Source organism: Clostridium sp. LIBA-8553 (genome assembly GCF_057782465.1).
The window spans coordinates 915962-930277 of record NZ_CM173489.1; the positions used below are offsets into that span (position 1 = coordinate 915962).

At 24.7% G+C, this 14316-nt stretch carries 12 protein-coding genes; 10 read left to right on the forward strand and 2 right to left on the reverse strand.

Annotated features, from left to right (window positions below):
• Positions 1-162: 162 nt before the first annotated feature.
• Positions 163-1815, reverse strand: a complete 1653-nt coding sequence (cplR, locus tag AC2JAQ_RS03895) for an ABC-F type ribosomal protection protein CplR (RefSeq protein WP_488457997.1) — start codon at positions 1813-1815, stop codon at positions 163-165.
• A 1566-nt stretch (positions 1816-3381) separates the two neighbouring features.
• On the opposite strand from cplR, the gene AC2JAQ_RS03900 reads away from it, so the two are divergent.
• From AC2JAQ_RS03900 to AC2JAQ_RS03945, 10 genes are all read left to right on the forward strand, one after another.
• Positions 3382-4827: a flippase gene (locus AC2JAQ_RS03900; protein ID WP_488457998.1), complete on the forward strand. Its 1446-nt coding sequence runs from the start codon at positions 3382-3384 to the stop codon at positions 4825-4827.
• 996 nt (positions 4828-5823) lie between these two features.
• Positions 5824-6654 (forward strand): pentapeptide repeat-containing protein, encoded by an 831-nt coding sequence (locus AC2JAQ_RS03905; RefSeq protein ID WP_488457999.1) that lies wholly within the window; start codon positions 5824-5826, stop codon positions 6652-6654.
• A 468-nt stretch (positions 6655-7122) separates the two neighbouring features.
• Positions 7123-8169: a PTS sugar transporter subunit IIC gene (locus AC2JAQ_RS03910; RefSeq protein ID WP_488458000.1), complete on the forward strand. Its 1047-nt coding sequence runs from the start codon at positions 7123-7125 to the stop codon at positions 8167-8169.
• Positions 8170-8223: 54 nt separating this feature from the next.
• Positions 8224-9153, forward strand: coding sequence for a 2-dehydropantoate 2-reductase (locus tag AC2JAQ_RS03915; protein ID WP_488458001.1), 930 nt, complete (start codon positions 8224-8226; stop codon positions 9151-9153).
• Between the two features lie 229 nt (positions 9154-9382).
• Entirely contained in the window at positions 9383-9808 is a 426-nt protein-coding gene (locus tag AC2JAQ_RS03920; protein ID WP_488458002.1) for a MarR family winged helix-turn-helix transcriptional regulator, read from the forward strand.
• Between the two features lie 256 nt (positions 9809-10064).
• The gene (locus AC2JAQ_RS03925; protein ID WP_488458003.1) at positions 10065-10571 is read left to right on the forward strand and encodes a hypothetical protein; all 507 of its coding nucleotides are present in this window, start codon (positions 10065-10067) and stop codon (positions 10569-10571) included.
• A gap of 238 nt (positions 10572-10809) precedes the next feature.
• Positions 10810-11253, forward strand: coding sequence for a MarR family winged helix-turn-helix transcriptional regulator (locus AC2JAQ_RS03930; RefSeq protein WP_488458004.1), 444 nt, complete (start codon positions 10810-10812; stop codon positions 11251-11253).
• A gap of 83 nt (positions 11254-11336) precedes the next feature.
• Positions 11337-12218 carry a pirin family protein gene (locus AC2JAQ_RS03935; RefSeq protein ID WP_488458005.1) on the forward strand — a complete coding sequence of 294 codons (882 nt, stop codon included), beginning with the start codon at positions 11337-11339 and terminating at the stop codon, positions 12216-12218.
• Between the two features lie 32 nt (positions 12219-12250).
• Positions 12251-12847 carry an FMN-dependent NADH-azoreductase gene (locus AC2JAQ_RS03940; RefSeq protein ID WP_488458006.1) on the forward strand — a complete coding sequence of 199 codons (597 nt, stop codon included), beginning with the start codon at positions 12251-12253 and terminating at the stop codon, positions 12845-12847.
• Between the two features lie 193 nt (positions 12848-13040).
• Positions 13041-13562: an NUDIX hydrolase gene (locus AC2JAQ_RS03945; protein WP_488458007.1), complete on the forward strand. Its 522-nt coding sequence runs from the start codon at positions 13041-13043 to the stop codon at positions 13560-13562.
• Between the two features lie 164 nt (positions 13563-13726).
• Here the strand turns inward: AC2JAQ_RS03945 and AC2JAQ_RS03950 are convergent, their stop codons facing one another.
• Positions 13727-14308, reverse strand: a complete 582-nt coding sequence (locus tag AC2JAQ_RS03950; RefSeq protein WP_488458008.1) for a phosphatase PAP2 family protein — start codon at positions 14306-14308, stop codon at positions 13727-13729.
• Between the last annotated feature and the right edge of the window lie 8 nt (positions 14309-14316).

Consider the following 14316-nt stretch of genomic DNA (forward strand, 5'->3'; position numbering starts at 1 on the left):
GTTGAAAGCAAAAGATAGAAGATATTTTAGAGCTAATAAAATAATTTATTATAAAAACAAAGAAATAACCTTAACAATTTAATTTTGTTAAGGTTATTTTTATTGGTTTAAGTTAATAATTCTGTTTTAAGTGAATGTTTATTTTTAGATAGTTTTCTAGACCTAACTTAATTTATTTTTTAAGTTCTTTAATTCTTTAAGTAAATCAGAGTATTCAGTTTCTAATAAGCTTTTTTTTGTGCTATCAGTTTCTATTGAAAGGAGAGAGATTACATTAGAAAGTCTGTTCTCTAAGATAAGAAGACTATCTTTATTCTCTCTTTCTTTATTATCTAACTTTGGTTTATTCTTAAAGTTTATATATTCATCATAGGTGCCAGCAAATTCATGAATTATATTGTCATCTATTTCTAAAATATAATCGCATACATTAGAAATAAAGTTTCTATCATGAGAAACTATAATTAATGTTTTATTACAATTAATCAATGCAGTTTCTAGAGATTCCATAGATTTTATATCAAGATAGTTTGTTGGTTCATCTAATATTATTAAGTTATTATCAGATAATAATATTTTACAAAGTGCTACTTTTACTTTTTCACCACCACTTAGGGATGAAACTTTCTTAAATACCGCATCTCCTTTAAAACCAAAACCATCTAAGTTTATTCTCACAAAACTTTCATCATAAGAACAATCTTCAAGAATATTTTTTAGTATTGATTCATCATCTTTTAATATCTTTTGAGATTGATCAAAGTATCCTATAATAACATTATCTAAAACTTTTATATTATTTTCTCTTGAAACAATATTTTTTAGCAATGTACTTTTACCACATCCATTATCACCAATAAGGGCTACTTTCTTACCATTCTTTATTTTAAATTTAGCATCTTTAATTAGTAGTTTATTACCTGCAAACAATGTAAAATCTTTGGTTTCTATAAGATTTTTAGAAGATATTTTCAAATTATCTTGAACTATTATTTTTATTTCTTTTATGCTTTTAGGTTTTTCTTTAACTTCAAGTTGATCAATTCTGCTTCTTAAAGCTTTTATATTATTATCTAGATTTTTCTTTGCTCTTTGAGGTCCCATCTTGTGCAATCTAGCCTCAGAATTACCCATTCTTTTAGGAGTTTTTCTAAGACTATCTTTTAAGTTTTGCTTATTAAGTATAGAATTTTCAAGATGCTTTTTTTCATTTATATAAGAAGTGTACTCAGTTTCAGCTCTTTGTCTTTCTAAAGATTTTAACTCTAAGTATTTAGAATAATTTCCTTTATAAGCTTTAATTTTTCCATCTTCAATTTCAATGATAGTGTTACATAATGCATCTAAAAACCTTCTATCATGAGATACTAAAAGCAGTGCACCATTATATTTTTTTAACATATTTTCAAGAATCTCAATACTTTTTTCATCTAAATTTGCTGTTGGTTCATCAGCAATAATTAAATGTTTATTTTCACTTAGAGCTTGTGCTATCTTAAATTTGACCTTTTCTCCACCAGATAAAAACTCATGGTATTCAAAAGGAGCATTAAAGACATTCTTAAAATTATTATTTAAAGTTTCTTCATTAAAATTTTCACTTTGACTTATATAAGCAAAGCTTTTAGTTAGAGATACATTCCCTTCATCAATAGGGAGTAATCCAAGCAAAGATTTAATAAGTGTGGTTTTACCTGCACCATTAACTCCAACTAATCCAATTCTATCCCCATCTAAAATTTCTAGTTTATCTATATCTAGAATTAATCTATCACCGTAATACTTTTTTATTTTATTTAATCTTGCTAAAGACATAAAAAAATCCCTCCTATAAATTACAGGAGAGTATATATAGTCATAAAAAGACAAAAATATACCTATCTCACTATAATCTACTCTCCATAAAGTTAAACACAACAAAAAAAGCTCTAAATAAGTTATTTTTTAAAGCTAAAAATAAATACTTTTTGTTGTAATTAAAATTTGAAAAATAGATTATATTTCCATTGTTGAAACTACCTTCGTCTTTCTTAAATTTTAGTTTATATATATTATATTATATTATATCACTATTTACTATAAGTATCCAATAAAGCTTACTATTTATTAATAACGCATATTCTTTTCATAAAAAAGTATTAGGTTTATATAGATAACGTAGATTGATAAAATGTTTTACAGAAGCCATATTTAGAAAAGCTTTTAATTATTTTAATAAAAATGATAGTAATTATAAAAAGAAAAGACAATATAAGGTTTTTATTATAAAAAACATAATAAAAAAGTATTAGATTTTATATGAAAAATATACTATATTAAAAGTAGTTGACATAAGTTGATTTATTTCATTCACTTTGTATAATTCATTTTTATCTAAACAAGGTGTTTAATATGAACATCTTCTTTAAATTTATATAAAAGTAAATAATGCTTAAAAAATAATATAATATGGTATATATTATTCTAAAAATAATTTAATTTTTAAATTAAAATCTTCTGAGTTGATTAAAACAACAAAAAGAGAAAGGATTAAAATCCTTTCTCTTTTTGTTTATTCATAGGGTAATTTTATAGTAATTAATAATATGTCTTTTATATTATCATATTTACTTTTTATCCAAATAAAAATATTATTTATAATATATTCCTATAAATATTTTATCAAGTTTAGAATTTTTATTTTTTATATAAAATCCTTCTATTAGTATAGGATTTTGTTCTTCCTTATCATCTTCTTTAAGGTTTCACCAATCATTTCTACAAAACCTAGATAGTATATTGTTAATTTCTTTTTTTGAAATTTGATTATTTTTAATTAAGTTTTCAATACCGATACTCATTATTGTAATTAATCTGATAATAGATGCTCCTTAAATATATTTGTAAATTTATATATTTATCAAAAGGTGTTCTCAGAGGACACTTTTAATTTTAGTATTCATGTGGGAATAATACAGTTATTAAAGTATCTATTGTATAATCATTTTCACTCATAATCCAAATTTTAATATTTTTTATTAAATTGTATACACTCATAAATCTATATTTAAGCATACAAACTTAAGTAATATTTTAGAAGAAAGATTAGCTTTATTAATTAATTAAAATATTATTATAATAACTCCAGAAATTTATCAAAATATTTATATTAAAGATAACTCAATATTTTAAATGAAAATTTTAATTTGTTCTTTTCATTATATCTACTATTCATTCTTAATATAACCTTAAAAATAATTAAAATTTATTGAATTTAAAAAATAAATATGATATTTTTTTCTATATTGTTTATAAATGTAAGAAAATATGAATTTAAAATAATAAAAATAAAGAGTATTAAACAATTTTAAAAATGGAATTGTTTCTTTATGAGGAGAAATTATGAAAAATTCACTATCAAAAAATATAATATTTAAATTTTTATTGAATATTTTTAATGTTGTAGTTCCAATAATTATAGGCCCATATATACTTAGAGTTTTTGGACCTGACTTAATCGGGACAGTAAATTATTCTCAAACAATATATGGATATTTTTTTATATTTGCTGGTTTTGGAGTTTATCAATATGGATTGAGAGAAATAAGTAGAGTTAGAGATGACCCAAAAAAGCTATCACAGGTATATACTAGTTTATTTACTCTAACTTTTATAACAAATATATTAACAACTATTGGATATATAATATTTGTTCAATTTAATTATTCTGGAACAGAAATATATGTTGCATGCATGATATTAACTTTTAATTTATTAGCTAATATCTTTTATACAGAATGGGTAAATGAGGGATTAGAAAATTATGATTTCATAACAATAAAGACTATAATAATTAGAATTATTTATGTGATTTTCTTATTTATACTTGTTAGAACTTCAAATAATTTAAAAGAATATATGATTCTTTTAGTTTTATCGACCTTTTTAAATAATATTGTAAGTTTTTTATATATCAGAAAAAGCATACCTTTGGATTTTTCTGATTTAAAACTATTAAAACATATAAAACCTATGTTTTTAGTTGTTATATTGTCTAATGCTAATGTTTTATACACACAACTTGATAAATATTTTATTGGTCAATACATAGGAATGGATTCAGTTGCTTATTATACAACAGCACAAAATATAAGTAATATAATAAATACTCTGTTACTTACAGTTATTTATGCAACCATTCCAAGAATGTCAAATTATATAGCAAATCAAGGTCATGATCAATATAAAATTTTATTAGATAAAATTTCAAGAATGTATTTTTTAATTCTTTTTCCTGCTTCTATTGGTATATTTGTTCTAGCAAAAGAAATAATACTTATATATGGTGGAGGTAAGTACTTAGCTGCTGTTCCAATACTTAAAATTTTTGCTATATACATAGTTACTATAGGGTTTGAAGCCATTTTAGTTAATCAAATTATGTATATAAAAGGAAAAGAAAAAGAACAAGTAAAAATAACATTTATAGGTGGCTTTATAAATTTAGTATTAAATACAGTATTAATTTGGACAAACTACTTCAATGAAACAAATGCAGTTATTACAACATTGTTAGCTAATATAGTTGTTATTTCATTAGAATATTTATATATAAGGTTTATCATGAGATTAAACTTCAATATTTTTAGTGTAGATAAGATGAAATATTTAGCTATATCATTATTATTCATACCTATAACGTATTTTATAGGTAAATTTATAAATGGAGTTTTATTATTTACTTTAGCTGTAATGATTATAAATTCATTAATTTATTTTTTAATTTTATTAATTATTAAAGATAATTCTTTATTAGAAATAATAAAGAAATTTAAAATAAAAAATTAATAGGAGTATTTTAGTATTACCTTACATAGGAGCAGGATTAATATATTGAAAGTCAGATTATAATTTAGTATATTCATCTAGTTTACATATTTTAAATAATTTATTAGGAATATTAGCTATACAACTTTCTTAATAATAAACAGTTAAAACAATTAAGAGTAAATATAATTCAAAAAAGTATTTTAATTAAGTAATTTTTTAGTAGAATCATATATAGGAGAAAGATAAAAAAAGATAATTTTTGAAGAAAAATAATGTGGTAGCAAACATTTGCTTAGAACTACCCATTTCAACTATAATTTATAATTATTTAATTATAATTTCAATTGGTAAAAACTATTAGATTATTTTTTTTATATAATATAAAATACAATTAAGAAGGGTTTTAAATTAATAAAAAATATATATCACTTTAGCTTTTATATTATAAAATTTAAATTTCTTCTGTAAAACTTTAATATTATAAACATAAGCCAAAATGAGAGAAGGTATAATTTATCTTCTCTTATTTGTAAATCTAAACTAAATATAGTGTGTATATGTTGAAGTGTATTTGTTTATAACATAAAGTTTTAAAAAGCCAACATAAAATTAAGTTTTAACCTCTACGTGTATGAAAGAATTAGAAAAAAAGAAGCTATTCAAATTTTGAATAGCTTCTTTTTTATTTATATGATAAATTTTACATGCTATAAGATTTAAATAGTTTTGTAAGATTTGATTGAGGGTTTAAGTCTACAAGTAATATTTTTCTTTAATGTTGAATATTGATAAATTTTTCATAGTAAATTCCTTATTTCTTTTATAACTTTTATTTTATGTCATAGGGGCCACAGGCATCCTTTTAAACAAAAGAGTATAGTATAATAAAGGAAATACTAGTATTAATGATAATTTGTCAGTTTAAATATATTTGTTAAAAGTAATGTAAATGTATTAGTATATGTTATATAGCATTTGAAGAGTGTAGCTTATAATTAATAATAAAGGAGTAGAATGATTATTATGTCGATGAATAATGAGAAGCCTTTTAAGAAGTTTAATATAAATTGTGAAAAATGTTTTGGATTTTGCTGTGTTGCACTTTATTTTTCAAAGTGTGATGGATTTCCAATTGATAAGGTAGCCGGAAAGCCTTGCATTAATTTAAAAGGTGATTTTACTTGCAAAGTTCATAAAAACCTTAGAAAAAAAGGCCTTAAGGGATGTACTTCTTATGATTGTTTTGGAGCTGGACAAAAGGTAGCACAGGAAACATATAAAGGAAGTAATTGGAAAGATTCACCTAGTTTAGCACAGGAAATGTTTGATGTTTTTTTAGTTATGAGACAGCTTTATGAAATGCTTTGGTATCTTAATGAAGCATATATTCTTGATGTTGCATCTGAAATAAAAGATGAAGTTAGAAGAGTGATTGAAAAAACTGAAAAATTAACGGAATTAGATCCAAAGGAGTTATTAAATCTAGATATAGAGGTTCATAGAGATAAGGTTAATATGGTATTAAGAAAAACTAGTGATTTAGTTATGAAAAAATATAATACTTTAAATAAAAAGAAAAATAGAGATTTTATAGGAAAGAAACTTAGTAAAACAAATCTAAGAGGAATAGATTTAAGAGGAGCTTTATTAATAGCTGCAGATTTCAATAGAAATGATTTAAGTGGAGTGAACTTCTTGGCTGCAGATATGAGAGATGCAAATTTAAAAGGAGCTGATTTAAGGAAGTCTATATTTCTTACTCAATCTCAAATAAATGTATCAATTGGAGATAGTAATACAAAATTACCAATTCAATTAAGTAGACCATCATATTGGGAAAAATAATTATTTAATATAAGAATTAAAAAGATAGATAAGCAAAACCATATCTTTTTAATTCTTATTTTTTTATTTTTAATTTAATATACAAGCTATATTTATGTATAAAATTCCACAAATGTTTCTAAAGTGTTAATTTAGTACAATTATTTGTTATATTTTTAACTTTTATGTCTTAAATGTATTGCAATTTATATTTATATTATGATATATTGATAGCGGAAAGTTAGTTGTACATACAAATAAGGGGAGAAATCATAATGATTTCGCAATGAAAACAATTAACTTTAGGGAAATTACTAGTAATTTATTAAAAAGACAACTTCAGACAATAAAAAACGATAAAATCCAAAATGATAAAAAATAAACAAAGGTATAGAATAATATTTTTTTTTAGAGTAATAATATTTAATATATTTTGTATCGTTATGGATTTTAACTAACAAAAAATTTTATAATAGGAAGAAGAGAGATATGGCACAGAAGAATATTTCAAAAAAAGACAAGTTAACACCAAAAGATTATTTAAACAAAGTTTTGGCAGGAACTGCAACTGGAATAGTTGTTGGTTTAATTCCAAATGCAATTTTAGGATCAATATTTAAAAGTTTAATAGGTGTTTCACCTATATTTGCTACTTTTTATAATGCTGTAAATATAATGCAGTTTATAGTACCTGTTCTTGTAGGTGTTTTAGTCGCTTTACAATTCGAATTTAATCCTATGCAATCAGTTATTGTTGGATCAGCAGTATTCTTAGGATCAGGAGCTTTTAAAGTTACTGAAGCTGGTGTACAAATGGTCGGTATTGGAGACTTAATAAACATAATGTTAGTTTCATGTATAGCTGTATTTGTTATTAGATTAATTGGAAACAAACTAGGATCTTTAACTATATTATTATTACCAATTATAGCTGGTGCTGGAGTTGGTATTATCGGAATGTTTATGTTACCTTATGTAAGACAAATTACTATAGTAATTGGAGATTTATTAAATAACTTTACAACTTTACAGCCATTATTAATGTGTATTTTGATTAGTATTTCATTCTCAATTTTAATTATTTCACCAATTTCAACTGTAGCAATAGGTATTGCAATAGGTATCACAGGATTAGGTGCTGGAGCAGCTGCTATAGGAGTTACTGCTTGTACAGCAGTTTTAGTTGTTGGATCAAGAAGAGTAAATCAAAGTGGAGTTACTTTATCAGTATTATTAGGGGCTATGAAAATGATGATGCCAAACCTAGTAAAATATCCAATAATAGCAGTTCCAATTATTGCGAATGGAATTCTAAGTGGAATAGGAGCTTACTTATTTAATATATTAGGTACACCTAATAGTGCAGGATTTGGTATAGTTGGTTTAGTTGGTCCTCTAGCGGCTTCAGCTACAGGAACTATCTTTGAAGTGTTAATGGCATTCTTCGTAATACCTTTCGTAGGAGCATTCGTTATTGAATGGTTCTGTAGAAAAGTTTTACACTTATATGATGAAAATATTTTTAAATACATTTAATTTAAAATTTAATATTTAATTTAGATTTTGGATAAAAGAGGAGAGTTGATTTAAATGAAAATTGCAATTGTTGGAGCAGGAGCTATGGGCTCACGTTACGGATATATGTTACATGAGGCTGGAAATGAAGTTTTTCTAATAGATGGTTGGAAAGAGCATGTAGATACTATCAATAGAGATGGATTAACAGTTGAAGAAAATGGAGAGATTAAGAAGGTAAAAATACCAGCAATGTTACCTGAAAATGCTACAGAAGTTCCAGATTTAATCATTTTATTCACTAAGTCAATGGGATTAGAGCCAATGTTAGAGTCTATTAAGAATATTTTAGGAGAGCATACAAAAGTATTATGTCTATTAAATGGATTAGGACATAATGAAACTGTTGCAAAATATGTTGACAGCAAAAATATTCTTATGGGAGTAACTTTATGGACAGCTGGATTAGCAGGCCCTGGACACGTTGTTTTAACTGGAGATGGAAGTTTAGAGGTTCAAAATATTGACCCTAGTATGGAAACAGAAGCAAAAGAAGTTTGCCAAGTATTAAGTGAAGCTGGATTAAAAGCTCATTATAGTGAGAATGTAGTATTTTCAATATGGCGTAAAGCTTGTGTAAATGGAACTTTAAATAGTGGTTGTACAATTCTAGATTGTAATATCAAAGAATTCGGAGAATTGAAAGAATCACCACAACTTATTCGTAACATTATAAAGGAATTTGCTGATGTCGCTGCTAAATATGGAGTAGAGTTAAATGTTGAAGAAGTTGCAAGAGGAATAGAGGCAATATATGATCCAAGTCAAGCTGGAGCTCACTATCCATCAATGCATCAAGACCTAATTCAAAATCATCGTCTTACAGAAATAGATTATATAAATGGTTATGTATCAAGAAAAGGTAAAGAATTTAACATAAATACACCATATAATGATTTACTTACTACTCTTGTTCATGCAAAAGAGCAATTACTTATTAAATAAGAATAGATAATAAATATTTATTTTAAAAAAAGTTGATTTTTATCTTTGATAGAAATCAACTTTTTTATATTTATCGTTTATGAAATTAAATAATTAGCTTAGTAATAAAAAATGATATAACAAAAAATACTTTAATGGGAAATGATGGATTGGATTTTGTTGCAAATTTTAAAATTTATCTTTAATATAGTATATAGACAAGTTTTAATAGTTTAGAATGGAGGATATAATGCTTGAAGAAAATTTCTGCGGTTGTTTATTTTTCACTGCAACTAGATTAAAAAAGATAGCAGCTAAAATAGCTGAAGAAGAATTGAAAACATTAGGGATGTCTCCGACATATGTATATATACTTCTTGGCGTAAAGTTTAAACCAGGAATAACACAAAAAGAATTATGCGAAGAGCTACATTTAAAACCATCTACAATAACTAGACTTATAGATAAATTAGTTATAAAAGGTTTAGTAGAAAGAAGAGCAGAAGGTAAGTTGTCCCATATATATTTAACTGAAGAGGGAGAAAAAATTCAAGAGGATATACAAAAATATAGATTAAAGTTACATAATCGTTATAAAGAAATATTAGGAGAAGAAGAATATAATCTTCTAACTAAAATAACAAATGATTCTGCAAGAATATTAGAGCCTAAATAGATATATTTTTGAAAGAAAATTTTATACAGTTAATTATGTAATAATATCATAATTAATATTAGGGCAAATTCTTAGAATTTTTAATTTATATTAAAATAAGTAATAATCCACAACTTCTTGGAATTAAAAAAATAAGAGGTTGTGGATTATTATTATATAAAGTTACTTATTTAATATTAATGATGATATAATAAATTTATTATTTTAAAAATAATACTGAACTGTTATTTTACCACATTTAAAAGGAGCGATATACATGAAAGAATTAAAAATAAAGAAAATGACTGAAGAAGAGTTTAAAAATGAGTTTAAATTAGGAAGTATAGATGAAATTAAAGCTTATGAATTAAGTGAATTAGGAAATATTATTGAAATTTCAAATGAAGAGGAAGTTTATTTCTTAGTTGATAATAAATTATATGCTACTCCTAAAGCTACTATTTGTGATGAAGAAATTTCTCAATCAGATATTGAAAGTATAGAAAAATTAAATGAAGAATTTAGAGACTCTTTAATAAGTTTAAGAGAATTTTTATATCATGGAAATGGAAAACTAGACTCAGCAGAAGCAGTAGCTATTCAAGTTTCTATGAATAATAATATAAAAGTTGCTAAAGAAATAGTAGTTAAGCACAGCATAACTAATAAAGATGAAATGAAAAAATTAAGTAAAAAATACTTTATGCCAGATTTCTTAAATGGTGTATTTGGAAATGAAGAATATAATTTTGAAAATGAAGTTGACATAGACTGTGGATTATAATAAAAAGCTATATCAAATCTTTACTTGATTTGATATAGCTTTTTTGACTGAGTAATTAGTAATTGTATTGAAAATAGTTGCTTTCCAACAGATTGTCTATCCATATTAAATAGAGGTTTAACCTCAGGGTTATTTTTTAATAAAATAAAAATAATATTTCAAAATAAAATCTATAAGTAAAATACATATTAATAATATTTTAGTTGACAATATCACTAATTAGTGATAAATTTTAAGTATGGATAAGATAAAAGATTTAATTAAAGAAAATGAATTAACATTATCAACTTTGGTTGTATTTACGAGAGCAGAGCATATTATTCATAAAAAAGAATTTCAGACAATCAAAGAAAGTGGGCTAACCATAGCTCAATTTGGAGTTTTGGAAGCTCTATACAATAAAGGTGACTTAAGAATATGTGAGATAATAGAAAAGATATTAACAACATCAGGAAATATAACAGTTGTTATAAAAAATCTAGAAAAGGATGGATTAATTAAAAAAAATGCAGATCCAGAAGATAAAAGATCTTGTATAATATCATTAACAGATGAGGGAAGAAAGATTATAGAAAATATTTTACCTAATCATATTAATAATATTAAAAATATTTTTGAGATTTTAACTGATGAAGAAAAGATTACTTTGAAAAATATATTAAAGAAATTTAAAAATTTATAAGTCATCAATAAAAAATAAAAAATTTTAAGTATTTATCACTAATTAGTGATAAATAAAATTTGAGATAAAAGGGGACGAAGCGAATGAAAAATTTTAGAACTGTAGAAAATATATTTAAAGGACCAAAACCACATATGGTTGGAGATGGCTTTAGAGTATCTCAGTATATACCAGCAGGAATAGAAAATATGGAGCGTTTATCACCATTTTTATTGCTAGATTACAATGCACCACATTATTTTGAACCTTCAGAAACTAGATTAGGTGTTGGAGCTCATCCTCATCGTGGATTTGAAACAGTAACAATTGCTTATGATGGTAAAGTGGAACATCATGATAATAAAGGAAATCATGGAGTTATAGGCCCAGGAGATGTTCAGTGGATGACTGCAGCCTCTGGTATTATGCACAAAGAATATCATGAAACTGAGTTTAGTAAGAAAGGTGGTATTCTTCACATGGTGCAACTTTGGGTAAATCTGCCTAAAGATAAAAAAATGATAGAACCTAAATATCAACCTTTATTAAAAGAAGAAATGGGAATTCTTAAACTTGATGATAATAAAGGCGAAATAAGCATAATTGCTGGAAAAGTTAATGGAGTAAAAGGTCCAGCTAGTACTTTTACTAACATTAATCTTTACAATGTAAATCTAAAGGACTATAGTAATACTATATTACATGAACCAGGTAATTTTAATACTGCAGTGCTTATATTAAAAGGTGATGTTAAGATAAACAAAGATAAAATATGCAAAGAGGGAGACTTTATCATATTTGATAATGTAGATGGAGAAATTCTAGTTGAATCTTTAACAGAAGAATCTTTATTCCTTGTATTAAGTGGAGAGCCAATAAATGAGCCTGTTGTTTCTCATGGACCATTTGTTATGAATACATTAGGTGAAATATGTGATGCATATGAAGACTTTAGAAATAATAAATTTGGAACAGAAAATTTTTAAAATTTATATATAAATTAGAAGGAGTGAATATAATGAGTAAAGTATTGTATATTAAAGCAAACATAAAAAATGAAGGAGAATCAAGAACTTTTAAAGTATCTGATAGTTTTGTAGAGGAATATAAGAGAAATAATCCTGAAGATGAAATAATAACATTAGATTTATATAAAGAAAATATAGATTTCTTAAGACATGATGATTTAGGAAAAATATTTGGACCTAAAGATGAAAAGAGTAAGAAAAATCCAATATTAAAATATGCATATCAATTTGCAGAAGCAGATAAATATATAATTGCAGCACCTATGTGGAATTTAAGCTTTCCAGCAATATTAAAGGCTTATATTGATTATGTAAGCGTTACTGGAATAACATTTAAATATACTGCTGAAGGTCCAGTAGGTCTTTTAAATAATAAAAAAGCAGTGCATATAGTATCTAGAGGCGGAGACTATGAGAATGCACCATATGAAATGGGAGATAGATACTTAAGAACTATCTTAGGATTCTTTGGAATAAGAGAAATAGAAACTATAGCTGTAGATGGTTTAGATGTTATGGGTGTAGACGTTCAAGCAAAAGTTGAAGAAGGCATAGAAAAGGCTACTTCATTTGCAAAAAAATTCTAATAGACCTAAAATATTAGAGCAAATATTGTTTCGTAAAAAAATAAAGTAAGACGTTTTAAATAAAAAAAGGTTAGACTATTTGTTTTAACCTTTTTTTATTTTTAATATCCTAAAAGACTATTTAGATTATTTTAGAATAAATAAACTTATTGATTTTACATTAAATATTAAGTCAATTAAAAGGAGTGAGAATATGTATTTTAATGAGGTTATTGGACTAAAGGAAGTAGGCAAAGAGGAAAAAGTATTTTATAGAGTTGCCATAAGAGCAATTATATTAAAGGATGATAAAATACTTATGGTTAAATCCAATACAGGAGATTATAAATTTCCTGGAGGGGGAGTTGAAAATAGTGAAAGTCCAGAAGAAACTTTAAGAAGAGAAGTGACTGAGGAAACTGGATATATATTAGATGAAGTTAAGGATGAAATGGGAATAATAATTGAAAGAGATAGAAGAAAAAAGAAAGGATATTCGCTTTTTGAAATGACTTCACATTATTATTTTTGTGATGTAACTAATGAGAAAGTAAAACAAAATCTAGATAAATATGAGGAAGAACTAGGGTTTTTGCCAATATGGATTTCTTTAGATAATGCAATTAAAGAGAATGAGCTTATTATTGAAGAAGGAAAGTCTAATATTAACCCATGGATAGTTAGAGAAACCTTTGTATTAAAGAAAATTAGAGAATATTATTATAGAAATAAATAAGGACTTTGTTTTAGGTGAATATAGATTTGAAACAGAGCTTAAAGAATTAAGAGGTTTTAATTTCAAATACTTTATAAATAAAAGAGACCACTATAAGTTGTTTTTGATTTATAGTGGTCCTCTTATTATAAATATAAAAACTTTAGTATGTATATTTATAAATATTATTTAATTAGATTGTTTAAAAGTGGTATCTGCTTTTCAATTGAAAAATAAATCTTTTGAACTCTTTTGCTTAAGAATTTAGTGTAAAGTATATTTAGTATAATTACCATTATAAATGATGCAACTACATGTTGAGGGTAGTGATGCCCAACATAAACCCTAGAACCCCCCATTAATATAGATAAAAGAATAAATACTGTTCCAAGAACTTTATTATATCTATTTAATCCAAGGGCTATACTCATACTAGCAACTGAATGATCACTTGGAAAAGAGGAATTAGCTGCATGTGGATATAATAATTTGGCATTAGGATCATTTACGAATGGTCTTGGAAAATACCAAATATGACTTAATATCATTGAAATAAATAAGTTTATTGCTGTGAAAACAACAGTATCTATAGCTACTCCTCTAGCTACTTTCTTTTTAGTTATCACACCTATTAAATATACAACTACTATTGCAGCAGCAAAAATATAAGGTAACTTTTGTGAACTAAAAAGCATAATTGAATCTAACATATGGTTTTTTCCTGCTAGTCCATTAATAGCGTTAAAAATATTATCCCAAAAATTCATATGTATTT

What these genes read in the sequence shown, in the direction of transcription:
- AC2JAQ_RS03910 (WP_488458000.1), top strand. Translation starts at nt 7,123, where the DNA reads ATGGCACAGAAGAATATTTCAAAAAAAGACAAGTTAACACCAAAAGAT.
- AC2JAQ_RS03935 (WP_488458005.1), top strand. Translation starts at nt 11,337, where the DNA reads ATGAAAAATTTTAGAACTGTAGAAAATATATTTAAAGGACCAAAACCA.
- AC2JAQ_RS03905 (WP_488457999.1), top strand. Translation starts at nt 5,824, where the DNA reads ATGATTATTATGTCGATGAATAATGAGAAGCCTTTTAAGAAGTTTAAT.
- AC2JAQ_RS03920 (WP_488458002.1), top strand. Translation starts at nt 9,383, where the DNA reads ATGCTTGAAGAAAATTTCTGCGGTTGTTTATTTTTCACTGCAACTAGA.
- AC2JAQ_RS03915 (WP_488458001.1), top strand. Translation starts at nt 8,224, where the DNA reads ATGAAAATTGCAATTGTTGGAGCAGGAGCTATGGGCTCACGTTACGGA.
- AC2JAQ_RS03950 (WP_488458008.1), bottom strand. Translation starts at nt 14,308, where the DNA reads ATGAATTTTTGGGATAATATTTTTAACGCTATTAATGGACTAGCAGGA.
- AC2JAQ_RS03940 (WP_488458006.1), top strand. Translation starts at nt 12,251, where the DNA reads ATGAGTAAAGTATTGTATATTAAAGCAAACATAAAAAATGAAGGAGAA.
- AC2JAQ_RS03925 (WP_488458003.1), top strand. Translation starts at nt 10,065, where the DNA reads ATGAAAGAATTAAAAATAAAGAAAATGACTGAAGAAGAGTTTAAAAAT.
- cplR (WP_488457997.1), bottom strand. Translation starts at nt 1,815, where the DNA reads ATGTCTTTAGCAAGATTAAATAAAATAAAAAAGTATTACGGTGATAGA.
- AC2JAQ_RS03945 (WP_488458007.1), top strand. Translation starts at nt 13,041, where the DNA reads ATGTATTTTAATGAGGTTATTGGACTAAAGGAAGTAGGCAAAGAGGAA.
- AC2JAQ_RS03930 (WP_488458004.1), top strand. Translation starts at nt 10,810, where the DNA reads ATGGATAAGATAAAAGATTTAATTAAAGAAAATGAATTAACATTATCA.
- AC2JAQ_RS03900 (WP_488457998.1), top strand. Translation starts at nt 3,382, where the DNA reads ATGAAAAATTCACTATCAAAAAATATAATATTTAAATTTTTATTGAAT.